Here is a 23,078-nt window from a genome sequence, read left to right as displayed (position 1 = left end):
GGCGCTAGATGTCCGCGCCGCGCGTCAGGCGGTCGATGTGGGCCAGTTCCTCATCCAGCGCCGGCGTGGCGACTGACATTGCCTGCGCGATCCGCTTCAGGCTGTGCCGCCAGTCAAGCCGCTGCAGCGCCATGCGATGATTGTGCCGCGCCTGTTCGGATGTCCAGGCCGTGACCGCCTCGGCCACCGCCTGCATGTTGTGGCGCAGATCGATCCGGTCGAATTCCAGCGTCGCGCCCGGCCACAGGATGTTGCGATAGCTGCTGTCGCGCACCGGCTGCACGCCCGCGATCGAACATCCCGACGCCAGCGCATCGGTCCAGCGCGCGGTGATGTATTCCTTGGTCTTGTGGGTGTTCGGATCGACCGAGGTCAGGTTGGAATGCGCCACCAGATATTTCGCGCGGCCATAGGCGTCCATGATCCCGCGCAGGTTCTGCATCGGATCGGGGTGTTGGGGCGGCCGGCCCGCGAAGCTCAGCCCCATCTCGCGCGCGATCTCGGAGCTGCTTGCGTCGTCGTTCCACGCCTCGGGCTGCCGGCCCACCCGCAGCAGGTCCACCGGGCGATCAGGATTGTCGGTCCCCAGGCCCAGCACGTCCGCCCCCCAGTTCAGCGCCATCACGTCGCGGCCGGTCAACCGGCTGTAATAGTCGCGCTCTTCCTCGCGGATCAGGCACAAAAGATCGATGCCTCCGAATTCGAACCCGCGGACATTCGCATCTTCCCAGAAGGAATCGATGATCCAGCCGACCACGAATCGGTAATCGTCGCGGAACGCGGCGGCCTGGCGCAGCTTGGCGATGTCGGACGGGCCATAAAGCAGCGCCAGCAAACCGGCATCCTGCCGTCCGCGCGGCCGTGGCCGCAAACCCCACGCCTTTTTCAGCTTGCCGGGATATTCGGTCGGATAGTGAACGATCTGACCGCCGAACAGGCGCGCGGCAAGATTGGCAAGCCCCACGATGGGGGCCCAACCGGCGGCTGCGCCGGGCGGAATGGCAACGTCGATTCGGGTCATGAACTGGCTCGGCCTGGCTCGTCGGTGTTTTTGGCGAAGGGTCGGGTCGCGCGGTCATGAACCGCCCGTCGCGCATATGCTTGCATTTCCCGCCGCCCGCGTCTATATGCCTGCCTAACAGCGGTGCAGGCTTCCACCCCCTGCCCACCGGACGCATTCGCATGGGCCCGCTGCGGGCCCTTTTTCGTATCCGAAGGACCCCATGTCGAACGACCTGATTGCCAAGACCGCCATTGACCGGCGCCTGGCCGAGATCATCACCCCGGTGATCGAGGATCTGGGCTTCGAACTGGTGCGCGTTCGCTTGCAGGGCGGCAAGACGGCGACGCTGCAGATCATGGCCGACCGTCCCGAGGGCGGCATCAACGTGGACGATTGCGGCGAGATTTCGGTCGCGGTCAGCGCCACGCTGGATGTCGAGGACCCGATCGAGGACAACTATCATCTCGAGGTCAGCAGCCCCGGCATCGACCGTCCGCTGACCCGGCTGAAGGATTTCGCCGATTTCGAGGGCTACGAGGCCAAGCTGGAAACGAATCAGGCCATCGACGGGCGCAAACGCTGGAAGGGCGTGCTTGCGGGCGTGGAAGGCGACGAGGTTCTGGTGAACATCGAAGAGGCCGGCGAAGTGCAGACCATCGGGCTGAACTTCGACTGGCTCAGCGATGCCAAGCTGGTGCTGACCGACGACCTGATCCGCGAAATGCTGCGCCAGAAGAAAGAGGCCGGCGTCGAGATCGACAATCTGGACGAAAGCGCCTTCGACGCGGTCGAGACCGACGGCGATGGCGACACACAAGAACAGGAAGGCGCGAACGGCGCCCATACCAAGGAGTAAGTGATGGCGATCACCTCTGCCAATCAGCTGGAACTGTTGCAGACGGCCGAGGCCGTCGCGCGCGAGAAGATGATCGAGCCCGAGCTGGTCATCGAGGCGATGGAAGACAGCCTCGCCCGCGCCGCCAAATCGCGCTACGGCGCCGAGATGGACATCCGGGTCAAGATCGACCGCAAGACCGGCAACGCCAGCTTCACCCGCATCCGCACCGTGGTCGAAGATGACGCCGTGGAAAATTACCAGGCCGAACTGACGGTCGAGCAGGCCCGCCCCTATCTGGACGACCCCAAGGTCGGCGACGAGATCGTGGACGAGGTTCCGCCCGTCGAACTGGGCCGGATCGCCGCGCAGTCGGCCAAGCAGGTGATCCTGCAACGCGTCCGCGAGGCCGAGCGCGACCGCCAGTACGAGGAATTCCGGGATCGCGCCGGAACGATCATCAACGGCATCGTCAAGCGCGAGGAATACGGCAACATCATCGTCGATATCGGCCGCGGCGAGGCGATCCTGCGCCGCAACGAGAAGATCGGCCGCGAAAGCTATCGGCCGAACGACCGCATCCGCGCCTATGTCAAGGATGTGCGCCGCGAGACGCGCGGTCCGCAGATCTTCCTGTCGCGCACCGATCCGCAGTTCATGGCCGAGCTGTTCAAGATGGAGGTGCCGGAAATCTATGACGGCATCATCGAGATCAAGGCCGTGGCCCGCGATCCGGGTTCGCGCGCCAAGATCGCCGTCATCAGCTATGACAACTCGATCGACCCGGTCGGTGCCTGCGTCGGCATGCGCGGCAGCCGCGTGCAGGCCGTCGTCGGCGAATTGCAGGGCGAAAAGATCGACATCATCCCGTGGAACGAGGATCAGGCGACATTCCTGGTCAACGCCCTGCAGCCCGCCGAGGTCAGCAAGGTCGTGTTCGACGAGGAAGCCAACAAGATCGAGGTGGTCGTTCCCGACGAACAGCTGTCGCTTGCCATCGGTCGTCGCGGCCAGAACGTGCGCTTGGCCAGCCAGCTGACCGGCCTCGACATCGACATCCTGACCGAGGAAGAGGAATCCAAGCGTCGTCAGGCCGAATTCAACGCCCGCACCGGCCTGTTCATGGAGGCGCTGGACCTGGACGAATTCTTCGCCCAGCTTCTGGTCGCCGAAGGCTTCACCGATCTCGAAGAGGTGGCCTATGTCGAGCAGGACGAATTGCTGACCATCGACGGCGTGGACGAGGGCACGGCCGCGGAACTGCAGGCCCGCGCCCGCGACGTTCTGGAAGCCCGTGCCAAGGCTGCGCTGGACAATGCCCGCGCCCTTGGTGCCGAAGACAGCCTCATTGAATTCGAGGGGCTGACCCCCCAGATGGTAGAGGCACTTGCCAAGGACGACGTGAAGACGCTCGAGGATTTCGCCACCTGCGCCGACTGGGAACTTGCCGGCGGCTGGACCACGGTGAATGGTCAGCGCGTCAAGGATGACGGCCTGCTGGAACCGTTTGATGTCAGCCTGGAAGAGGCGCAGACCATGGTCATGACCGCCCGCGTGATGCTGGGCTGGGTCGATCCGACCGAGATGGAAGCCGACGCCGCCGAGGACGAGGCCGAAATGGCCGACTCCGATGAGGACGGCGAAGCCGGCAAGGAGGCCGGGGCGTGATGCCCCGGATCTTCCGGCTTGAGCCGTGGTGGACGCATAAAGGAACGCGATGAGCCCGAGCGGCGTTGCATCGCCACTGGCGAGGTGCAGCCCAAGCGCGGCCTGATCCGTTTCGTGGCAGGGCCCGACGGCGTGATCGTCGCGGATCTGGCAGAAAAATTGCCGGGCCGGGGGATCTGGGTCGCCGCTGATCGCGCGGCGATCGAGAAAGCCGCCGCAAAGGGGTTGTTTTCCCGCGCCGCCAAGGCGCAGGTGAAAGCCCCTGACGGCTTGGCCGACCTGGTCGAGGCCGCTTTGGCCAGGCGGGTCGTGGAACTGGTCTCGCTGGCCCGCAAATCCGGTCGCGCGGTGGCCGGTTTCGAAAAGGTAAAAGGCTGGCTGGCCGAGGGGCGCGCAAAGGTGCTGCTGCAGGCCAGCGACGGGTCGGAACGCGGCAAGGGCAAGCTGTGGACGCCCACGGGCGGACGCTGGTTCGGCTGCCTGACCGCATCAGAATTGGGTTTGTCCTTCGGGCGCGATCATGTCATACACGGCGCGCTTGCGGCGGGTGGCCTGACGGACAAGGTGATCTTGGAAGCCGGCAGACTGACGGGTCTGCGCGGGCATGACGACGGCAATACGGCCGTCGGGAAGGAATGAAGACGCAGATGAGCGACAAAGACGGAAAAAAGACCCTTGGTGTCGGCGGCACGGGCCGCTCGGGCCAGGTCAAGCAAAGCTTCAGCCACGGCCGCACGAAGAACGTGGTCGTCGAAACCAAGCGCAAGCGCGTCGTGGTTCCCAAGGCGGGTGCCGCGCAGGGTGGTGGTGCCGGTGACAAGCCGAAATCGCCGCTGGTTTCGAAGCATGCAGGTGATCCGTCCAGGCGTCCCGCAGGCATCTCGGAAGCCGAGATGGAGCGCCGGCTGAAGGCGCTTGCCGCCGCGAAGGCGCGCGAGGCCGACGAGGCTGCCGCACGCGCAGCCGATGAAAAGGCCCGCGAGGAAGAACGCGAACGCCGCCGCGCCGAGGCCGAGGCCAAGGAACGCGAAGATCGCGAACGCGAAGAGGCCCTGAAGGCCAAGGCCGAAGAAGAAGCCCGTCGTGCCCGCGAGGCCGAGGAAGCAACGCGCCGCAAAGACGAGCCGAAGAAAGAGGTCGCCAAGAAGGCAACCGCCTCTGCAGCCGCGCCTGCCGCCCCCGATCAGGCTGCGATCGAGGCTGCCGCCGCGCGCGCCGAGACCAAGGGCGTGACCGCCGCCGGTCCGCGCAAGACCGACCGCGACCGCGCGGATCGCGGCAACGACCGCGACAGCCGTGGCAAGGGCGGACGCGACGACAACCGCCGCTCGGGCAAGCTGTCTCTCAATCAGGCATTGTCGGGCGAAGGCGGGCGTCAGCGCAGCCTTGCCGCGATGAAGCGCAAGCAGGAACGCACTCGCCAGAAGGCGATGGGCCAGTCGGTTCGCGCCGAAAAGCAGGTGCGTGACGTTCAGTTGCCGGAAACCATCGTCGTGCAGGAACTGGCCAACCGGATGGCGGAACGCGCCGCCGACGTGGTCAAGTCGCTGATGAAGATGGGCATGATGGTGACCATGAACCAGCCGATCGACGCCGACACCGCCGAACTGGTGATCGAGGAATTCGGCCACAACGCCGTTCGCGTCTCCGATGCCGATGTCGAGCAGGTCATCGATTCGGTCGAGGACAAGGCCGAAGACATGAAGTCGCGCCCGCCGATCATCACGATCATGGGCCATGTGGACCACGGCAAGACCTCGCTTCTGGATGCGATCCGGCACGCGAATGTCGTGTCGGGCGAGGCCGGCGGCATCACCCAGCATATCGGCGCCTATCAGGTAACGACCGAAAGCGGTGCGGTGCTGTCTTTCCTGGATACGCCGGGCCACGCCGCGTTCACCTCGATGCGGGCGCGCGGTGCCAATGTAACCGACATCGTCGTGCTGGTCGTGGCTGCCGATGACGCGGTCATGCCGCAGACCATCGAGGCGATCAATCACGCCAAGGCCGCCAAGGTCCCGATGATCGTGGCGATCAACAAGGTCGACAAGCCCGACGCCGATCCCGACAAGGTGCGCAGCGCGCTGCTGCATCAGGAAGTGATCGTCGAAAAGCTGTCCGGCGACGTGCAGGATGTCGAGGTATCGGCCAAGACCGGCCAAGGCCTGGACGAATTGCTTGAAGCGATCGCGCTGCAGGCGGAGATCCTGGAATTGAAAGCCAACCCCGATCGCGCTGCACAAGGCGCCGTGATCGAGGCACAGCTGGATATCGGACGCGGCCCCGTCGCGACGGTTCTGGTCCAGCACGGCACCCTGCATCGCGGGGACATCTTCGTCGTCGGCGAACAGTGGGGCAAGGTCCGCGCCCTGATCAACGACAAGGGCGAGCGCGTCGAAGAGGCCGGTCCCTCGGTTCCGGTCGAGGTGCTGGGTCTGAACGGCACGCCCGAGGCAGGCGACGTTCTTAACGTCGTCGAAACCGAGGCTCAGGCCCGCGAGATCGCCGAGTTCCGCACCCAGCAGGCCAAGGACAAGCGCGCCGCAGCCGGTGCCGCGACGACGCTGGAGCAGCTGATGGCCAAGGCCAAGGCCGATGAAAGCGTCGCCGAACTGCCGGTCATCCTGAAAGCCGACGTGCAGGGCTCTGCCGAGGCGATCGTTCAGGCGCTGGAAAAGGTCGGCAACGACGAGGTTCGCGTGCGCGTGCTGCATTACGGTGTCGGTGCAATCACCGAATCCGATATCGGTCTGGCCGAAGCAAGCCAGGCACCGGTCATGGGCTTCAACGTCCGTGCCAACGCCCCGGCCCGCAATTCGGCCAATCAGAAAGGTGTCGAAATCCGCTACTACTCGGTCATTTACGACCTGGTGGATGACATCAAGGCGGCTGCATCCGGCCTGCTGTCGGCCGAGGTTCGCGAAAACTTCATCGGCTATGCCGAGATCCGCGAAGTCTTCAAGGTCACCGGCGTTGGCAAGGTTGCCGGCTGTCTGGTCACCGAGGGCGTTGCCCGCCGCAGCGCCGGCGTTCGCCTGCTGCGCGACAACGTAGTGATCCATGAAGGCACGCTGAAGACGCTCAAGCGCTTCAAGGACGAGGTCAAGGAAGTCCAGTCCGGCCAGGAATGCGGCATGGCATTCGAGAACTACGACGACATCCGTCAGGGCGATGTCATCGAGATCTTCGAGCGCGAGGAAGTCGAACGGACGCTGTAAGACGCGCGCCTTCCGGATTGGAAATGCGAAAAAGGGCGGCCTATGAGCCGCCCTTTTTCATGGCATGATCAATAGACGGGCCGGCAGGCAGCCCTGATCTTCTCGCGGATGGGCTTCTCAGCCCGAAATCGGCTTGCCTTCGTAGAACCGGCTGCCCACGCGGATGATGATGTTGCCGTTCGGCGTCAACCGCTCGAACAGGCCCTGCACGGAAATATAGCGTCCCAAAGAAATGGTGCGAATCATGTCAAGCTCTCCCTCTCCTCAAGGATCAGCCTGTCATGAAAAAGTTAACAAAGGTGTATTTTTTGGCAGACCCGCGACCTTTTGGGGCAACGCCAGCATCATCAAGGCCCGATCAGAGACATCAAAGCCACATCTGAAGGATCGGAATCAACGGAATATCTGCCGGTGGCATGGGGTAATCGCGCAAATCTGCGGCCCGCACCCATTTCAGGCCCTGCCCCTCGCGCGGCTGGACGATCCCCTGCCATTTGCGGCAGGCAAAAAGCGGCATCAGCAAATGGAAATCGTCATAGCCGTGACTGGCGAATGTCAGAGGCGCAAGGCACGACGCCCAGGTGTCGATGCCCAGCTCTTCCTGCAATTCGCGGATCAGCGCGGTTTCGGGCGTCTCGCCGGGCTCGACCTTGCCGCCCGGAAACTCCCAAAGACCAGCCATCGACTTGCCCTCGGGGCGCTGTGCCAGAAGCACGCGCCCGTCGGGGTCGATCAACGCGACGGCGGCGACCAGAACCGTCTTCACGACCGGTAATCGGCGTTGATGTCGATATAGCCGTGGGTCAGGTCGCAGGTCCACACGGTCCGCGCGCCCTGCCCCAGCCCCAGATCGACCGAGATCACCAGATCCTGGTTCTTCATGTAGGCACTGGCGGCGGCCTCGTCGTAGTCCGGTGCGCGCCAGCCGTTCTGGGCCAGGATCATGTCGCCGAAACGGATCGTCAGCCGGTCGCGATCGGCTTCGGCGCCCGATTTGCCGACCGCGGCCACGATCCGGCCCCAATTGGCGTCCTCGCCCGCGATGGCGGTCTTGACCAGCGGCGAATTGGCGATGGCCATTGCGACCTTCCTGGCGTCCGCATCCGATTCCGCGCCGGTCACGCGCACCTCGACGAATTTCGTCGCCCCCTCGCCGTCGCGCACGACAAGCTGGGCCAGTTCGCGCATGACGCCGTGCAGCGCCTTGACGAAGGCGATCCCGTCGACGGAGTCCAGCGAGGTGATTTCGGCGGCCGCGCTGCGCCCCGTCGCCGCACAGATCAGCGCGTCCGAGGTCGAAGTGTCGCTGTCCACCGTGATCGCGTTGAAGCTGGTCTCAAGCCCTGACGACAGCGCGTGCTGCAGCAACGACGCGGCGATCCTGGCATCGGTGAAGACATAGACCAGCATCGTCGCCATGTCGGGCGCGATCATGCCGGACCCCTTGGCGATGCCCGAGATGCGGATCTCTCCGCCTTCGGTTGCGACGGTCGCGGACGCGCCCTTGGGGAATGTGTCCGTGGTCATGATGGCGCGGGCGGCGTCGGCCACGCCCCCCTCGTCCAGCCCGCGCACCAGATCATCCACCACCGCCACGATCCGGTCATGGGGCAGCGGCTCTCCGATCACGCCGGTCGAGGATGAAAACACCCGTCCGGCCGGAACACCGGTTGCCGCGGCTACGGCGGCCGTCACGGCATCGACCGATTCCTGTCCGCGCGCGCCGGTAAAGGCGTTGGCGTTGCCGGAATTGACGATCACCGCCGCACCGTCAGGCGCATCGCCGCCCTGCGCAAGCTTGGCCTGGTTGTCCAGCACACAGGCGGCGCGGGTCGACGACCGGGTAAATGCGCCCGCCACGGTCGATCCGGGGGCGATGCGGATCAGGGTCACATCCGTGCGACCCTGATACTTGACGCCCGCGGCGGCACTGGCGAACTCGACGCCGGCGATGACCGGCAGGTCGGGAAAGCCGGCCGGGGCCAGCGGCGAAACCGGAAGTCCCGCCTTTCCCATCACTCGGCTCCCAGCAGGTCGCTGTTGTTCATCAGCGCGGGATCAAGGTCTTCGGTCTTCTGAACCTCGGCCTCGGTCACGATCTTCTCGATCTGCGCCTCGACCTTCTCGCGACGGACCAGTTGCACCAGCTGGTCGCGAACCTCGTCCATCTTCGGCGCCTCCTTGACGCGCGTGTCGTTCAGCTTGATGACATGCCAGCCGAAATCGGTCTGCACCGGGTCAGACACCTGGCCCTTTTCCATGGCCTGCACAGCCTCGGCAAAGGGGGGCACCATCTGGTCCGCGGTGAACCAGCCCAGATCGCCCTTGTTCGGGCCGCTGGGTCCGGTCGAATTCTCTTCGGCCAGCGTGCCGAAATCGGCGCCGTCATCCAGCTGCTGCTTCAGTTCCTTGGCCTTTTCTTCGGTCTCGACAAGGATATGGGCTGCCGAAAACTCGGTGCTCGGCTCGGCATTGGCAAACAGCTTGTCATAGGCCGCCTGGATCTCGTCGTCGGTGGGTTCCGGCTCGGCGATCTGGCTGACGGCGGCGGTGGCCAGGGTGTTGCGCCGCTGCAGTTCCAGCTGCGCGCGGGTGCCGGCGTTTTCCTTGCCGGTTTCGGCCACGGCGGTCTGGCGGATCAGCTGATCCAGCATCATGTCCCACAGCGCCTGATCGGGCAGGTTCGCCATCTGCGGATCCTGCACCGACTGTTTCATGACGATCATCTGACCAAGGGTGATGTCCTGACCGTTCACCGTGGCCACGACGGTTTCGGCGCCCTTGTCCTGCGCCAGCACGGCAACGGGCGCGGTCAGCGGGGCCGCGATCACGACGGCGGCCAGAATCGAACGTTTCAGCATGGAAAATCCTTTGCAAGTCATGCCCAGCCCCAAGACGGGACCGGGCCAGCGTTGACAGTCAGGCAGACGAGGCATACATCCCGACGCAACCGTGGAAGGCGCCGCCGCCGCCGCTTTCGTTCAGGCCTCTGATACGGCAATGCGGAAGGCAGGGGCAAGTGGCCCCCCTCTGACAGGCTTTCCCAACAACGTGATCGCGAAGGTAATATGCTGGGCATCGGAAATATGGCGAAGAAGGTCTTTGGCACGCCCAATGACCGCAAGGTGAAATCGACCCGCCCGCTGGTCGCCCGGATCAACGCGCTGGAGGACCAGTTTACCGCGCTGTCCGACGAAGGGCTGATCGAGAAGACGCACGAATTCCAGAAGCGGATCGCCGATGGAGAGTCGCTGGACGCGATCCTGCCCGAGGCGTTCGCGAACTGCCGCGAGGGCGCGCGACGGGCACTGGGCCTGCGGGCCTTCGACGTGCAGCTGATGGGCGGCATGTTCCTGCATCAGGGCAATATCGCCGAGATGAAGACCGGCGAAGGCAAGACGCTGGTCGCGACTTTCCCGGCCTATCTGAACGCGCTGACCGGCAAGGGCGTCCACATCGTCACCGTCAACGATTACCTGGCCAAGCGCGATGCCGAATGGATGAGCAAGGTCTTCTCCCAGCTTGGCATGACCACCGGCGTCGTCTACCCGTTCCAGCCGGAACCTGAAAAGCGTCAGGCCTATGCCGCCGACGTCACCTATGCCACCAACAACGAACTCGGCTTCGACTATCTGCGCGACAACATGAAGGGCAGCGTCGAGGAAATGGTCCAGCGCGGACATCATTTCGCGATCGTGGACGAGGTGGACAGCATCCTGATCGACGAGGCGCGGACGCCGCTGATCATCTCGGGGCCCAGCCAGGACCGCAGCGAACTGTATGTCACGCTGGACAAGTATATCCCGCTGCTGGCCGAGGATCACTACAAGCTGGACGAAAAGACCCGCAACGCCACCTTCACCGAAGAGGGCAACGAGGCTCTGGAACAGAAGCTGTGGGCCGACGGCATCCTGCCCGAGGGTCAGACGCTCTACGATCCCGAATCCACCACCATCGTCCACCACGCCAGCCAGGCCCTGCGCGCGCACAAGCTGTATCTGAAGGATCAGCACTACATGGTGCGCGATGGCGAGGTGATGCTGATCGACGAATTCACCGGCCGGATGATGAAGGGCCGCCGCCTGTCGGACGGTCTGCATCAGGCGATCGAGGCCAAGGAAGGCGTCGAGATCCAGCCCGAGAACGTCACGCTGGCCAGCGTCACCTTCCAGAACTATTTCCGGCTTTATGACAAGCTGGCCGGCATGACCGGCACCGCCAGCACCGAAGCCGAGGAATTCGCCGAGATCTACAAGCTGGGCGTGGTCGAGGTGCCGACCAACCGCCCAATCCAACGGCTTGACGAACATGACCGCGTCTATCGCACGGCGATGGAAAAATATTCCGCCGTGATCGAGGCCATCAAGGAGGCCCACGCCAAGGGCCAGCCGACACTGGTCGGCACGACCAGCATCGAGAAATCCGAGATGCTGTCGGAGCTGCTGAAAAAGGACGGCATCCCCCACAACGTCCTGAACGCCCGCCAGCACGAGGCCGAGGCGCAGATCGTCGCGGATGCCGGCAAGCCCGGCGTGGTCACGATCGCCACCAACATGGCCGGCCGCGGCACCGACATCCAGCTTGGCGGCAATGTCGAGATGAAGGTCATGGAGGCGCTGAACGCCGACCCCGACGCCAATCCCGACCAGCTTCGGGCCCGGATCGAGGAAGAGCACGCCGCCGACAAGCAGGCGGTGCTGGACGCGGGCGGGTTGTTCGTGCTGGGCACCGAACGCCATGAAAGCCGCCGGATCGACAACCAGCTGCGCGGCCGTTCGGGCCGTCAGGGCGATCCGGGACGATCGCTGTTCTTCCTGTCGCTGGACGATGACCTGATGCGGATCTTCGGCTCGGAGCGGCTGGATTCGGTCCTGTCCAAGCTGGGCATGAAGGAAGGCGAAGCGATCGTTCACCCCTGGGTCAACAAGTCGCTTGAACGCGCCCAGGCCAAGGTCGAAGGCCGCAACTTCGACATCCGCAAGCAGTTGCTGAAATTCGACGACGTGATGAACGACCAGCGCAAGGCGATCTTCAGCCAGCGCCGCGAGATCATGGACAGCACCGAAGTGGGCGAAATCGCCGCCGACATGCGTCACCAGGTAATCGACGACCTGGTCGATGATTTCATGCCGCCGAAATCCTATGCCGACCAGTGGGACACCGACGGGCTGAAGACCGCGATCCGCGAAAAGCTGAACATGAACCTGCCGGTCGCCGAATGGGCCGACGAAGAGGGCGTCGATCAAGAAGTGATGCGCGAGCGCATCGAAGAGGCGACCGATACCTACATGGCCGAGAAGGAGCAGGGCTTCGGCGTCGAGAACATGCGCATGATCGAAAAACAGGTCCTGCTGCAGATGATCGACCAGAAATGGCGCGAGCATCTGGTGACGCTGGAACATCTGCGCAGCGTCGTGGGCTTTCGCGGCTATGCGCAGCGCGATCCGCTGTCGGAATACAAGACCGAGGCGTTCCAGCTGTTCGAACTGCTTCTGGACGGGCTGCGCGGCGATGTGACCCAGCGCCTGGCCCAGATCCGTCCCCTGACCGACGCCGAGCGCGAGGAAATGCTGCGCCAGATGGCTCAGCAGCAGAAGGCCGGGCAGGAACATCTGACGATGGAGCACGGCGCCGAGAAGCAGTCCGAGGACGACGCAGACCGCCCCGTACCGCTGGTCGAGGGATTCGACGAGGCCGATCCCGCTACCTGGGGCAATCCGTCGCGCAACGACCCCTGCCCCTGCGGATCGGGCAAGAAGTTCAAGCACTGCCACGGCGCGATCTGAACCCGGCATCCCGCCGCCGTTCCGATTGCGTCCCGCGACGGCGTTCGCGCCCGCCGGGCGGGGGTTACCCCCGCCACGGGACGGGCGCGAAGGGCGGCTGCGCCGCCCTAGCCCAGTTGCGCCGGCAGGATCAGCCCCCGCAGAAGTTCATCCGCCGACATCGGTCTTTTGCCCGGTCGCTGTGCCTGGGTGATCTCGACCGCGCCATCGCCGCAGGCGACGCGGAATCCCCCCAGCACATCGCCCGGCGCGCCGGCGCCCGGAGCCAGCCGCGATCGCAGCAACTTCACACGCTCGCCCGCGATCTCGCACCACGCGCCCGGGACGGGTGACAGGCCACGAATCTTCCGATCGACCTCTGCGGCGGGCCGCGCCCAGTCGATCCGCGCCTCGGCCTTGTCGATCTTGCTGGCGTAGGTCACGCCGTCCTCGGGCTGCGCGACAGCCGGCAGCGGCAGCCTGGGCAACACGTCGGCAATCAGGTCGGCGCCCATCACCGACAACCGGTCATGCAGATCGCCGGTGGTGTCCTCGGCCCCGATCACTGTGCGCGCCTCGGACAGCACCGGCCCGGTGTCCAGCCCGGCCTGCATCTGCATGATCGCCACGCCGGTTTCGGCATCGCCCGCCATCACCGCCCGGTGGATCGGCGCCGCACCCCGCCAGCGCGGCAGCAACGAGGCGTGGATGTTGAGACAGCCCAAGCTTGGCGCATCCAAGACCGGCTGCGGAAGGATCAGCCCATAGGCGACCACCACCGCGACATCCGCGCCCAGATCCGCGAACCCGGCCTGTTCCACCGGCTCGCGCAGCTTCAGCGGCGTGCGGACCTCGATCCCCAACGCCTCGGCCGCGCGATGAACCGGCGACGGGCGCGGCTTCTGCCCGCGCCCCGCCGCACGCGGCGGTTGCGAATAGACGGCGACGACATCATGCGCCGCCGCCACCGCCCGCAAGGCGGGCACCGAGAACTCGGGCGTTCCCATGAAGATCACGCGCATCGCTGGCTCCTTCCTATTTTGCCCAGATACCCATCTGACCGGCGGGCGGAACAGCGGGGGGTGGGCGACGGTTTCCTGCGTCGAACGCAGCGGCCCATCAGGCCCTGCGGGCAAGCTTCGCAGCTTTCTGCACCAGCATCTTGCGGCGCAGCGGCGACAGGTGGTCCACGAACAGCCGCCCGTCCAGATGGTCGATCTGGTGCTGCACGCTGGTCGCCCACAACCCGACGAAATCCCTCTCTTCGGTCTCGCCCGCCGCGTTCAGGAACGCGACCGTGACCGCCCGTGGCCGGCTGATCCGCGCGGACACACCGGGCAGATTCGGGCTGGCCTCTTCGTGATCGCGTGACTGGATGCTGGCATGCAGGACACGCGGATTGGCCATCCGGACCGCCTGACCCCGCTTGTCCGAAGCATCGACCACGGCCAGCCGCAACATGATTCCGATCTGCGGCGCTGCCAGACCGACACCGGGCATCGCCTCCATCGTGTCGATCATGTCGTCCCAGATCATCCGCAACGTCTCGTTGACCTCACCGACGGGATCGGCCGGGATGTGCAGGCGGCGGTCGGAATAGGGCAGGACGGCACGGACGGTCACAGGAAATCCACGATCAGGCGGCCGTCCAGATGGTCGGCCTCGTGTTGGGCAACGCGCGCCGCCGATCCGTCCAGCGCGGCGCGCTGATGGCTGCCGTCCAGATCATACCAGGCCATCACGATCTCGACCGGGCGGGTCACCATGACGGGCTGGCCGGGGATCGACAGGCATTGCTCTTCGCCCGGCGCGTGGCGGTCCGATCGTGCGACGATCTCGGGGTCCAGCATGACCAGCGGGCGGGACGCGCCGTCCTTCCAGCCGACATCCATCACGAACACGCGGCGCAAGACGCCGAGCTGCGGCGCGGCCAGCCCGCGCCCGCCGGCCTCGTACATGCTGGCCATCAGATCCCTGGCCAGCCGGTGCAGTTCGGGCCCGGGCATATAGCCCGCCGGCTGCGAGATGTCGCGCAGCATCGGGTCGGGATGGATCAGGATGCGCCGCACATCGCCACCCGCAAGCGCCTTGGGCAGCGCAGGTCGCGGCAGGATCGGGGTTGCGCGATCAGCCACGCGCCCGCTCGCGCTTAAGCTTGACCATCTTGCGGGTGATCATCTGGCGCTTGATCGCGGACAGGTGATCGATGAACAGAACGCCGTTCAGATGGTCCAGCTCGTGCTGGGCGCAGGTCGCCCACAGGCCGTCGAAATCTTCCTCGTGGGTCTTGCCGTCCAGCCCCAGCCAGCGCATCCGGACCTCTGCGGGCCGGGTCACATCGGCATATTGATCGGGGATCGACAGGCAGCCCTCGTCATAGGTGTTCAGATCGTCCGACGACCACGCGATCTCGGGATTGATCAGCACCATTGGCCGGCGCTCGGCTTCGGGGTCGCGGGTGGCGTCCATCACGAAGATCCGCGACATGACGCCGACCTGCGGCGCGGCCAATCCGACACCCGGCGCATCGTACATGGTGGCCAGCATGTCATCGGCCAGCGCCTCGATCTCGGGCGTGACTCGGGCGACGGGCTCACACATCTTCTTCAGACGCGGGTCGGGATGGATCAGGATCTGACGCAGGCTCATGACAGCGATTTAGGCGATGGCTTCACCTGACGCAACAAGCGGCGTATTGAGAACCCGCAACAATGACGAGGCCCGCCATGACACAACCCGATTTCGACGAGGTCATCGACCGCATCGGCACGCATTGCTCGAAATGGGACGACATGCAGGGCGCATATGGCGTCTGCCCTGACGAAGGGGGGCTGGCGATGTGGGTCGCAGACATGGATTTCCGTCCGCCCCGGTCCGTCCAGCGCGCGGTCGAGGACGCGGCACGGCACGGCGTCTACGGCTATCCCGGCAGCAACGCACCGTATCATGAGGCAATCGCCTGGTGGATGGAACACCGCCACGGCTGGAAAATCGACCAGGGCTGGATCCTGACCGCCTCGGGCCTCGTCAACGGCGTGGCGATGGCGCTGGACGCCTATACGCAGCCCGGCGACGGCGTCATCGTCATGTCGCCCGTCTATCATGCGTTCGGGCGGGTGATCCGGGCTGCCGGACGTGAACTGGTGGAACTGCCGCTGGCCATCCGGGACGGTGGTTACCGGATGGACTGGTCGCGCTGGGAAACCATGCTGAACGGCAGCGAACGAATGCTGATCCTGTGTTCGCCGCATAATCCCGGCGGGCGCGTCTGGACCGAGGAAGAGCTGCGCGATGTCGCCGATTTCTGCACCCGCCACGACCTGATTCTGGTGTCCGACGACATCCACGCCGATCTGGTCATGCCGGGTCACAGGCACCGGATGATCGCCACCGTCGTCCCCGAGATCCGCGACCGGCTGGTGACCCTGACCGCCGCCACCAAGACCTTCAACATCGCGGGCGCCCATATCGGCAATGCGATCATCGCCGACGACGATTTGCGCGCCAGGTTCAAGGCGGCGCTGATGGCGCGCGGCGTCTCGCCCGGCTTTCTGGGCATGGATATGGTCGCCGCCGCCTATTCGCCCGAAGGCGCTGCATGGGTGGATGCGCTGGTCGACTATCTCGACGGCAACAGGCGGCTTTTCGACGACGGGGTGAACGCCATTCCCGGCGTGACCTCGATGCCGCTGCAGGCCACCTATCTGTCATGGGTCGATTTCTCTGGCACCGGGATGAGCACCGCCGAATTCACCGCGCGCGTGGAAAAATCCGCCCGGATCGCGGCCAATCACGGCACCAGCTTCGGTGTCGGCGGCGACAGCTTCCTGCGCTTCAACCTCGCCACGCCGCGCACCCGCGTGGTCGAGGCCGTGGCGCGGCTGCAGGACGCCTTCGCCGACCTGCAATGAGGCAGCTGGCGCGGCTGTTCTCGGGGCTGACGCTGGTCTTGCTGATCTGGGCCGGCTGGCTGATGCTGGCCCCGCAGCAGCCGGTCGTCACCCCACCCCCGCCCGACAGCGCCGCGTTGACCGGCCCGGTGGACCGCATCGAGATCCGGAAATCGGCCCGGCGCATGACCGTCTTCCGCGACGGGCAGCCACTGAAAACCTACCGGATCGCGCTTGGCTTCGCGCCGGTCGGCGACAAACGCCAGCAAGGCGACGGCAAGACCCCCGAAGGGCTGTTTCGGGTCGACCGCCGCAACGCCGCCAGCGCCTATCACCTGTCGCTCGGCCTTGATTACCCACGCCCGCAGGACCGCGCCCGGGCGGCCCGTCAGGGCGTCGATCCCGGCGGCGACATCATGATCCACGGCCAACCGAACCAGCGCCCGGACGGCGAGGTTCTGGGCGGCGACTGGACCGCCGGCTGCATCGCCATCGCCGATCCGCAGATCCGCGAGGTGTTCGCCGCCACCGCGATCGGCACCCCGGTCGAGATCCTGCCCTGATCGCTGCCCCCCTTCTTCTTTGCCCAAATACCCGCTCGCGTGCGGCCCGCGTTGCATTCCGACGCGTCCCCGCTCATATAGGGGCCGGAACGCCAACAGCCCCGGAGCCCCCGCGCATGGTCTATCTGGATTTCGAAAAGCCGCTGGCCGACATGGAAGGCAAGGCCGAGGAACTGCGCGCCATGGCCCGCAAGTCCGAGAACGCCGTCGATGTCGAGAAAGAGGCCGTCGCGCTGGACAAGAAGGCAGGCGACCTGCTGAAGGATCTCTACAAGAATCTGGACCCGTGGCGAAAGACCCAGGTGGCCCGCCACCCCGACCGGCCGCATTGCCGCAACTATATCGACGCGCTGTTCTCGGAATACACGCCCCTGGCCGGCGACCGCGCCTTTGGTGACGACCATGCGGTGATGGGCGGGCTGGCGCGCTTCAACGATGAACCCTGCGTGGTGATCGGCCACGAGAAGGGCAACGATACCAAGTCCCGCATCCACCACAATTTCGGCATGGCCCGGCCCGAAGGGTATCGCAAGGCGATCCGGCTGATGGACATGGCGCACCGGTTCGGCCTGCCGGTGATCACGCTGGTGGACACGCCTGGCGCCTATCCCGGCAAGGGCGCCGAGGAACGCGGGCAAAGCGAGGCGATCGCCCGCTGCACCCAGAAATGCCTGGATATCGGCGTGCCGCTGGTCAGCGTGATCATCGGCGAGGGCGGATCGGGCGGCGCCGTGGCCTTTGCCACCGCGAACCGGATCGCGATGCTGGAACATTCGATCTATTCGGTGATCTCGCCCGAGGGCTGCGCCTCGATCCTGTGGAAGGACGCCGACAAGATGCGCGACGCGGCCGAGGCGCTGCGGCTGACCGCGCAGGATCTGAAGAAGCTGGGTATCATCGACCGCGTCATCGCCGAACCGCTTGGCGGCGCGCAGCGCGACAGCAAGGCCGCGATTCAGGCCGTCGGCACCGAAATTGCCGCGATGCTGAAGGATCTGTCGGGCAAGAAACCCGCCGATCTGATCAAGGACCGCCGCCAGAAATTCCTGTCTATGGGGTCCAGATCGCTGGCCTGATCCGATTATGTCCTTGCCTCGCGCCCTGATGCGGCAGCTTTGTCGCAAACAGGCCCGGCAAGGACGCAAAATCGCCAGACCTGCGCGCGACCGCAGCTAACTCTGTCCCCGCAACGCACCACGCGCGCGAGGGGGAAATCCATGATTCATGTCCTGTCCGGCGTCTGGGCGCTGCTTGTCGGGATCGTGCTGATCATGCTGGGCAACGGCATGCATTTCACGCTGATCGGCCTGCGCGGTGGGATCGAGGGGTTCTCGTCGGTCGAACTGGCCGTCGTCACATCGGGCTATTTCGCGGGCTTCCTGTCGGGCGCGCGAATCACTCCACGGATGATCCGGCGCGTAGGTCATGTGCGGGTCTTCGCGGCACTGGGCAGTTTCATGTCCGCCGGTCTGATCGCCTTTCCCCTGCTGACCGAACCATGGGCCTGGACGCTGCTGCGCCTGCTGGTCGGGTTCTGCATGTCGGGGATCTATGTCGCTGCCGAAAGCTGGCTGAACGCCGCCGCCACGAACGAGACGCGCGGCAAGGTGCTGTCGGCCTACATGATCGCGCAGACGCTGGGGATCATCGGCGCGCAGGGCCTACTGACACTTGGCGACGCCGGAACCTCGGTCCTGTTTATCGGCGCCTCGATCCTGGTGTCGATCTCGTTCGCGCCGATCCTGCTGTCGGTGACGCCCGCACCGGTGGTCGATGTCGCCCGTCCGATGTCGCTGCGCGGCCTGTTCCGCGCCTCGCCCCTGGGCACAGTGGGGATCTTCCTGCTTGGCGCGGTCTATGCGACGCAATCCGGGATGGGCGCGGTGTTCGGCACGCAGATCGGCATGTCGGCGGCGCGCATCGCGCTGTTCGTGGCGATGCTGTTTGCCGGCGCGCTGCTGCTGCAATACCCGATCGGCTGGTTGTCGGACCGCATGGATCGCCGGCGGCTGATCTTCGGCGCGGCGCTTCTGGGGGCCTCATCCTGCGCCCTGGCCTGGATTGCCGGGGGCGGGCTGTGGGCTCTGATGGCGGCGGCGTTTCTGGCAGGCGGGGTGACGACGCCGCTTTATGCGCTGTTTCTGGCCTATACCAACGATTCGCTGCCGGTCGAGGACATGCCCGCCGCCTCGGGCGGGCTGGTCTTCACCTTTGGGCTGGGTGCCATCGCCGGTCCGATGGTCGCGGGCTGGGCGATGCAACGGTTCGGACCGTTCGCCTTCTGGCCCGCAATGGGATCGCTGTTCGCGGCGATTGCCGTTTATGCGCTGTATCGCATGACGCAAAGCACGACCCTGCCCGCCGATCAGACCGAAAGCTATCTGGGCGTCCTGCCCACCACCTCATCGGTCGCGGTCGAGGCCGCAGGCGTCTGGGCCGCCGAACAGGCCGAGGCTGGCTCTGACACTCAGCCCGCCGACGCGACGTGACGGCGGGCCATCGCCCGGTTGATGACGCCACGCAACGCCCACCGCGCGCGAGCTGTGTACACGCTGTGCACGGCCTGTGCCGCCGCGGTGCACGCTGTGTGAGGCGCAATTCCCAGCATTTCCCGGCATTTTCGACACATCGTCCCGATCGGCGGCATCACGCAACGCACGCAGATGTTGCGCGCAACACGTCCCCCACAAGGACTGTGGATCAGGTCGCGTCCTGCCGGAAACCGGCCTCGGCCATCAGGCGGTCGGAATTCACCTCGATCTCGGCCTGAAGCCGCGGCATGAAGGCCTGTCGCGGCATGTCCGGTTCGATCACCGGCAGAAACTCGACCACCGCACGTCCCGGCCTGACGCCCCAGCCCTTGCGCGGCCAGAACAGCCCGGTATTGACCGCCACCGGCACCACGCGCAGCCCCGTTGCGGCACGCAGCGTTCCGGTGCCGTGCTTGTAGTCGCGCCGCTCGCCCGGCCGCGTCCGCGTGCCCTCGGGATAGATGATAAGCTGGCCCAACCCCTCGGCCGAGGCGATGCGGCCGTTCACCTCGGTCGAGATCGCGCGCAGCGCATCCCGGCCGCGTGACCGGTCAATCGGAATGCAGCCGACCTTCCAGGCATACCAGCCCATCACGGGCACCCGCATCACCTCGCGCTTCATGATGAAGGCGCGCCGCGGCAGAGCATGGGCGATGACCAGAATATCAAGGAAACACTGATGCTTGGCCGCGACGATGCAATCGTCCGTCGGGGGTGTTCCGCGCACCTCGCAGGTGACACCCAGATGCAGACGCGCCGCCCACAGCATATAACCGATCCAGCGCGTCGCCACGGTATTCGCGGCCTGCCGGCCACGCACCGCCACGAAGGGCAGTCCGCACAGGCCGATCAACAGTGTCGCTACGCCGACATGCAGATAGTAGATCGCGTTCTGCAGATACTGCCATGGCCCCAGTCTGCCGGGCACGGGAGACGTCGAACGCGCGCTCATCTGACCGCCCCCAGCATCTTCAGTGCGGCCCACCTGGTTGCGAAGAAACCGACCCCGGCGGCGGTCACGGGGATCAGCAGCGGCAGAAGCCAGCCCCAGCCCTGAAATCCCAGCCCGGTCAGGAAGCCGCCAGCGGCATCCATGTCGGGCAGCACCGCAACCGCAGCCATCCCGAACAGCGTTCCCACCGCCCCGCCGATCGCGGCCCGGTGGGTGAACCGGCGCACGAAGGCCGTCGCGATGGTGATGTCCCGCGCCCCGATCAGACGCAGCACGCGGATCACCTGCCCGTTCGCGGCCAGTGCCGCCTTTGCGGCCAGCGTGATCATCGCCGCAGACGCCGCCGCGATCAGCAACAGCGAAATCACCCCAAGAACCCGCAGCCGGTTGGCCGCCGAAACCAGCGGGCGTCGCCACTGCGTGTGATCGTCCAGCACCGCGCCCGGCGCCTCGGCCTCAAGGCGCAGCCGCAGCCCATCGGAATCGAATTCGCCGTTGTCGATCGGCAGGTCGATCAGCGACGGAACCGGCAGCGCATCCACCGGCATGTCGGGGCCGAACCACGGCGCAAGAAGCTGCGCGACCTCGTCCTCGGGCATCAGATGCGGCGTGCCGGCGCCGGGTGTCGTCTGCAGGATCTGCATGACCGCCTGGGTCCGCGCGTCCTGTTCGGCGGCGGGCGCGCTGACGCGCACCGTGACCGACTGCGCCAGTTGCGAGGACCAGCGATCCGCCAGCCGCCCGGTCGCCAGCGCCAGCGCCAGCGCGAAGACCGCAAGAAACGCCATCGCCCCCGCCGCGAACAGCGTCAATTGCGCCGTGTAACCGGTCGGGGGGACAATTCGGTCGCCCTTGCCGCCATCGCTGCGCAGCAGCCCCTGCCAGAAGGCCCGCAGGTTCAGCGCCCTGAAATCCCGTCGCATCACAGATCCGCCCCCGCCAAGTGCAAGGTTCCGCCCGCGATCCGCAGAACCCGCGCCGCCACCTGCGCCTTGGTGGCGCGGATCAGGTTCAGGTCATGGGTCGCCACCAGAACGGTCTTGCCCGATTTGTTCAGTTCGATCAGCAACTGCATCAGCCGCATCGACATGTCCCAGTCCAGGTTGCCGGTCGGCTCGTCCGCCAGCACCAGATCGGGCGACAGGATCACCGCCCGGGCCAGCGCCGCGCGCTGCCGTTCGCCGCCCGACAGCGAAGGCGGCAACGCCCGCGCCTGCTGCGACAGTTGCACCCATCCCAGAAGATCGCGCAACGCCTCCATATCCACCGCCTGCCCCGATACGGTCAGCGGCATAGCGACGTTTTCGGCCACCGGCAGATGGTCCAGGAACTGCGGATCCTGATGCACCACGCCGACCCGGCGCCGCAGCATCGCGATGTCGTCGCGCCCCAGCCCCCGCAGATCCTGGCCGAAAACACCCATCTGCCCCGAACGTGGCAGCAGATCGGCGTAGCACAGGCGCAGCAGCGTCGTCTTGCCCGCGCCAGACGGCCCGGTCAGGAAATGGAACATTCCCGGCTGCAGGCTGAGCGTCATGTTCGACAACAGATCAGAGCCTCCGTGATAGCCGAAGCCGACTTCCTGCATCTCGATCAAGCGCCACCCCCTTTTTGTTGCGGGATCGTTCGCCGGCCGCTTGGAAGCCGGACCCGCGCTTGATAAAACAGCACACAGACGAATGCGAGGGTCGGCATGGCTGAAATAACGTTGATCTGTCCGGGCTGCGCCGCGGAATACCGGCTGCCGTCCTCGGCGATCCCCGAGAAAGGCCGCGAAGTCGAATGCGCGGCCTGCGGTCGGCTCTGGTTTGCGTCGCAGTCCGGACCGGCACGCGTTGCCGGCGCCGGTAACGGGCGCGAACCGGCCAAGCCCGTAAGGATGTCCTATACCGTGGCGTTCGGACCTGGCGCCACCGTCCGTCGCGAGGGCGGTCGGGACGAAGCGGACTCAGATCCGCAGGATCCCAAGCCGCTAAGTCGTCGCGTCCCGGAAAGCGTGCTGAACATTCTGCGCGACGAGGTCGAACACGAACGACGCGCCCGCATGGCCGAAACAGGCGGGTCAGAAAACATGTCGCCCCCCACCGCGGAACGGCCCATCGCGAAAATCGCCCAAACCGAACCCGATTGGCCCGCGACCACCGTCACCGTGCAAGGCGATGGGGACGCTTCGCCACGCAGCTCGGTGCCGCGCAAACGGGCTTCCCAATCGCAACCGCGCCGAAGCGAGGCGATGCAGCCCCCTCGCATCGCGCTTCCGCACCGGTCGCAGCCCGACATCCCCGAGGAACCGAAGCCAGTTGTCCCGGCCGGTGCGACAAGGGCGCTGGTCGGCGCCCCCGCGCCACAGCCCGATCCGGCTGCCGAACTGGACCTGCCGACAACGCATTCCCCCGCCGCCGCCACGGACACGCCAAAGGCCCCGACGATGCCTGCCGCTGGCGGTTACGGAACCGGCTTCGGCCTTGCCGCGATGATTGCCGCGATAGGGCTGGCGCTGTATCTGCTGGCGCCGGGCATGGCCGACGCCGGTGCACTGGGGGACGCATTGTCGCTGTTCCGGGAATCGGTCGATCAGGGCCGGATCTGGCTGCAATCATTGATCCGCTGACCCGAAGGGCGGAAACGATATCGTGCACGCGCCGGAAAGCCC

At 65.8% G+C, this 23,078-nt stretch carries 22 protein-coding genes; 10 read left to right on the top strand and 12 right to left on the bottom strand.

Translation table 11 applies throughout. The features are described from left to right. Positions 1 to 4: 4 nt before the first annotated feature. The gene (locus tag MU516_RS15275; protein WP_260278140.1) at positions 5 to 1,021 is read right to left on the bottom strand and encodes a hypothetical protein; all 1,017 of its coding nucleotides are present in this window, start codon (positions 1,019 to 1,021) and stop codon (positions 5 to 7) included. A 202-nt stretch (positions 1,022 to 1,223) separates the two neighbouring features. Between MU516_RS15275 and rimP the strand changes: the two genes are divergently transcribed. Genes rimP through infB form a run of 4 tightly spaced genes read left to right on the top strand, consistent with a single transcriptional unit; the run spans position 1,224 to position 6,724 of the window. Beyond that, positions 1,224 to 1,859, top strand: coding sequence for a ribosome maturation factor RimP (gene rimP, locus MU516_RS15270; protein WP_209057790.1), 636 nt, complete (start codon positions 1,224 to 1,226; stop codon positions 1,857 to 1,859). 3 nt (positions 1,860 to 1,862) lie between these two features. Further along, complete coding sequence (gene nusA, locus MU516_RS15265) at positions 1,863 to 3,506, top strand: transcription termination factor NusA (protein ID WP_260278139.1); 1,644 nt, start codon at positions 1,863 to 1,865, stop codon at positions 3,504 to 3,506. A gap of 18 nt (positions 3,507 to 3,524) precedes the next feature. Further along, the gene (locus MU516_RS15260) at positions 3,525 to 4,145 is read left to right on the top strand and encodes an RNA-binding protein (RefSeq protein WP_260278138.1); all 621 of its coding nucleotides are present in this window, start codon (positions 3,525 to 3,527) and stop codon (positions 4,143 to 4,145) included. 8 nt (positions 4,146 to 4,153) lie between these two features. After that, positions 4,154 to 6,724: a translation initiation factor IF-2 gene (gene infB, locus MU516_RS15255; protein WP_260278137.1), complete on the top strand. Its 2,571-nt coding sequence runs from the start codon at positions 4,154 to 4,156 to the stop codon at positions 6,722 to 6,724. Between the two features lie 117 nt (positions 6,725 to 6,841). Here the strand turns inward: infB and MU516_RS15250 are convergent, their stop codons facing one another. From MU516_RS15250 to MU516_RS15235, 4 genes are all read right to left on the bottom strand, one after another. Then, positions 6,842 to 6,970: a hypothetical protein gene (locus tag MU516_RS15250; protein WP_260278136.1), complete on the bottom strand. Its 129-nt coding sequence runs from the start codon at positions 6,968 to 6,970 to the stop codon at positions 6,842 to 6,844. A 121-nt stretch (positions 6,971 to 7,091) separates the two neighbouring features. Further along, the gene (mutT, locus tag MU516_RS15245; RefSeq protein ID WP_260278135.1) at positions 7,092 to 7,490 is read right to left on the bottom strand and encodes an 8-oxo-dGTP diphosphatase MutT; all 399 of its coding nucleotides are present in this window, start codon (positions 7,488 to 7,490) and stop codon (positions 7,092 to 7,094) included. After that, entirely contained in the window at positions 7,487 to 8,740 is a 1,254-nt protein-coding gene (argJ, locus tag MU516_RS15240) for a bifunctional glutamate N-acetyltransferase/amino-acid acetyltransferase ArgJ (protein WP_260278134.1), read from the bottom strand. Before argJ ends, mutT begins: the two co-directional genes overlap by 4 nt. After that, positions 8,740 to 9,585, bottom strand: a complete 846-nt coding sequence (locus MU516_RS15235) for a peptidylprolyl isomerase (protein WP_260278133.1) — start codon at positions 9,583 to 9,585, stop codon at positions 8,740 to 8,742. Before MU516_RS15235 ends, argJ begins: the two co-directional genes overlap by 1 nt. Positions 9,586 to 9,792: 207 nt before the next feature. On the opposite strand from MU516_RS15235, the gene secA reads away from it, so the two are divergent. Continuing rightward, positions 9,793 to 12,510 carry a preprotein translocase subunit SecA gene (secA, locus tag MU516_RS15230; protein WP_260278132.1) on the top strand — a complete coding sequence of 906 codons (2,718 nt, stop codon included), beginning with the start codon at positions 9,793 to 9,795 and terminating at the stop codon, positions 12,508 to 12,510. 107 nt (positions 12,511 to 12,617) lie between these two features. On the opposite strand, the gene fmt is transcribed toward secA, so the two are convergent. The 4 genes from fmt to def (MU516_RS15210) all read right to left on the bottom strand — a co-directional run bounded on the left by fmt (position 12,618) and on the right by def (MU516_RS15210) (position 15,138). Then, entirely contained in the window at positions 12,618 to 13,511 is an 894-nt protein-coding gene (gene fmt, locus MU516_RS15225) for a methionyl-tRNA formyltransferase (RefSeq protein ID WP_260278131.1), read from the bottom strand. A 97-nt stretch (positions 13,512 to 13,608) separates the two neighbouring features. Further along, positions 13,609 to 14,112, bottom strand: coding sequence for a peptide deformylase (gene def / locus MU516_RS15220; protein WP_260278130.1), 504 nt, complete (start codon positions 14,110 to 14,112; stop codon positions 13,609 to 13,611). Continuing rightward, a complete protein-coding gene (locus MU516_RS15215; protein ID WP_260278129.1) occupies positions 14,109 to 14,624 on the bottom strand; it encodes a peptide deformylase in 516 nt (171 codons plus the stop codon). The genes def (MU516_RS15220) and MU516_RS15215 overlap by 4 nt, the downstream gene beginning before the upstream one ends. Further along, positions 14,617 to 15,138, bottom strand: coding sequence for a peptide deformylase (gene def, locus MU516_RS15210; RefSeq protein WP_260278128.1), 522 nt, complete (start codon positions 15,136 to 15,138; stop codon positions 14,617 to 14,619). Before def (MU516_RS15210) ends, MU516_RS15215 begins: the two co-directional genes overlap by 8 nt. Before the next feature lie 77 nt (positions 15,139 to 15,215). On the opposite strand from def (MU516_RS15210), the gene MU516_RS15205 reads away from it, so the two are divergent. The 4 genes from MU516_RS15205 to MU516_RS15190 all read left to right on the top strand — a co-directional run bounded on the left by MU516_RS15205 (position 15,216) and on the right by MU516_RS15190 (position 19,431). Next, positions 15,216 to 16,400, top strand: coding sequence for a MalY/PatB family protein (locus MU516_RS15205; RefSeq protein WP_260278127.1), 1,185 nt, complete (start codon positions 15,216 to 15,218; stop codon positions 16,398 to 16,400). Next, positions 16,397 to 16,942, top strand: coding sequence for a L,D-transpeptidase family protein (locus MU516_RS15200; RefSeq protein WP_260278126.1), 546 nt, complete (start codon positions 16,397 to 16,399; stop codon positions 16,940 to 16,942). The genes MU516_RS15205 and MU516_RS15200 overlap by 4 nt, the downstream gene beginning before the upstream one ends. Before the next feature lie 116 nt (positions 16,943 to 17,058). Beyond that, positions 17,059 to 18,018 carry an acetyl-CoA carboxylase carboxyltransferase subunit alpha gene (locus MU516_RS15195; protein WP_260278125.1) on the top strand — a complete coding sequence of 320 codons (960 nt, stop codon included), beginning with the start codon at positions 17,059 to 17,061 and terminating at the stop codon, positions 18,016 to 18,018. A 141-nt stretch (positions 18,019 to 18,159) separates the two neighbouring features. Then, a complete protein-coding gene (locus MU516_RS15190; protein WP_260278124.1) occupies positions 18,160 to 19,431 on the top strand; it encodes an MFS transporter in 1,272 nt (423 codons plus the stop codon). Positions 19,432 to 19,642: 211 nt separating this feature from the next. Here MU516_RS15190 and MU516_RS15185 read toward each other — a convergent pair whose 3' ends face one another. The 3 genes from MU516_RS15185 to MU516_RS15175 are packed head-to-tail and all read right to left on the bottom strand — an operon-like array spanning position 19,643 to position 22,022. After that, positions 19,643 to 20,425 carry a lysophospholipid acyltransferase family protein gene (locus tag MU516_RS15185; RefSeq protein ID WP_260278123.1) on the bottom strand — a complete coding sequence of 261 codons (783 nt, stop codon included), beginning with the start codon at positions 20,423 to 20,425 and terminating at the stop codon, positions 19,643 to 19,645. Next, on the bottom strand, positions 20,422 to 21,351 hold the full coding sequence (locus MU516_RS15180) for a cell division protein FtsX (protein ID WP_260278122.1): 930 nt from the start codon (positions 21,349 to 21,351) through the stop codon (positions 20,422 to 20,424). The genes MU516_RS15185 and MU516_RS15180 overlap by 4 nt, the downstream gene beginning before the upstream one ends. After that, on the bottom strand, positions 21,348 to 22,022 hold the full coding sequence (locus MU516_RS15175; RefSeq protein WP_209057764.1) for a cell division ATP-binding protein FtsE: 675 nt from the start codon (positions 22,020 to 22,022) through the stop codon (positions 21,348 to 21,350). Before MU516_RS15175 ends, MU516_RS15180 begins: the two co-directional genes overlap by 4 nt. Positions 22,023 to 22,118: 96 nt before the next feature. Here MU516_RS15175 and MU516_RS15170 point away from each other — a divergent pair, with 96 nt between their 5' ends. Next, entirely contained in the window at positions 22,119 to 23,036 is a 918-nt protein-coding gene (locus tag MU516_RS15170) for a zinc-ribbon domain-containing protein (RefSeq protein ID WP_260278121.1), read from the top strand. Positions 23,037 to 23,078: the final 42 nt, after the last annotated feature.

The organism is Paracoccus maritimus, from assembly GCF_025195095.1.
Taxonomy (GTDB): Bacteria; Pseudomonadota; Alphaproteobacteria; order Rhodobacterales; family Rhodobacteraceae; genus Paracoccus; species Paracoccus maritimus.
Note: the sequence above shows the minus strand (reverse complement) of the source record. Positions and strands in the feature narration are given on the sequence as shown.

Coding starts and splice junctions, on each gene's coding strand:
- def (WP_260278128.1), bottom strand. CDS start 15,138: ATGAGCCTGCGTCAGATCCTGATCCATCCCGACCCGCGTCTGAAGAAG.
- MU516_RS15170 (WP_260278121.1), top strand. CDS start 22,119: ATGGCTGAAATAACGTTGATCTGTCCGGGCTGCGCCGCGGAATACCGG.
- argJ (WP_260278134.1), bottom strand. CDS start 8,740: ATGGGAAAGGCGGGACTTCCGGTTTCGCCGCTGGCCCCGGCCGGCTTT.
- MU516_RS15275 (WP_260278140.1), bottom strand. CDS start 1,021: ATGACCCGAATCGACGTTGCCATTCCGCCCGGCGCAGCCGCCGGTTGG.
- MU516_RS15190 (WP_260278124.1), top strand. CDS start 18,160: ATGATTCATGTCCTGTCCGGCGTCTGGGCGCTGCTTGTCGGGATCGTG.
- MU516_RS15195 (WP_260278125.1), top strand. CDS start 17,059: ATGGTCTATCTGGATTTCGAAAAGCCGCTGGCCGACATGGAAGGCAAG.
- MU516_RS15235 (WP_260278133.1), bottom strand. CDS start 9,585: ATGCTGAAACGTTCGATTCTGGCCGCCGTCGTGATCGCGGCCCCGCTG.
- rimP (WP_209057790.1), top strand. CDS start 1,224: ATGTCGAACGACCTGATTGCCAAGACCGCCATTGACCGGCGCCTGGCC.
- MU516_RS15185 (WP_260278123.1), bottom strand. CDS start 20,425: ATGAGCGCGCGTTCGACGTCTCCCGTGCCCGGCAGACTGGGGCCATGG.
- MU516_RS15200 (WP_260278126.1), top strand. CDS start 16,397: ATGAGGCAGCTGGCGCGGCTGTTCTCGGGGCTGACGCTGGTCTTGCTG.
- secA (WP_260278132.1), top strand. CDS start 9,793: ATGCTGGGCATCGGAAATATGGCGAAGAAGGTCTTTGGCACGCCCAAT.
- infB (WP_260278137.1), top strand. CDS start 4,154: ATGAGCGACAAAGACGGAAAAAAGACCCTTGGTGTCGGCGGCACGGGC.
- MU516_RS15205 (WP_260278127.1), top strand. CDS start 15,216: ATGACACAACCCGATTTCGACGAGGTCATCGACCGCATCGGCACGCAT.
- fmt (WP_260278131.1), bottom strand. CDS start 13,511: ATGCGCGTGATCTTCATGGGAACGCCCGAGTTCTCGGTGCCCGCCTTG.
- MU516_RS15250 (WP_260278136.1), bottom strand. CDS start 6,970: ATGATTCGCACCATTTCTTTGGGACGCTATATTTCCGTGCAGGGCCTG.
- nusA (WP_260278139.1), top strand. CDS start 1,863: ATGGCGATCACCTCTGCCAATCAGCTGGAACTGTTGCAGACGGCCGAG.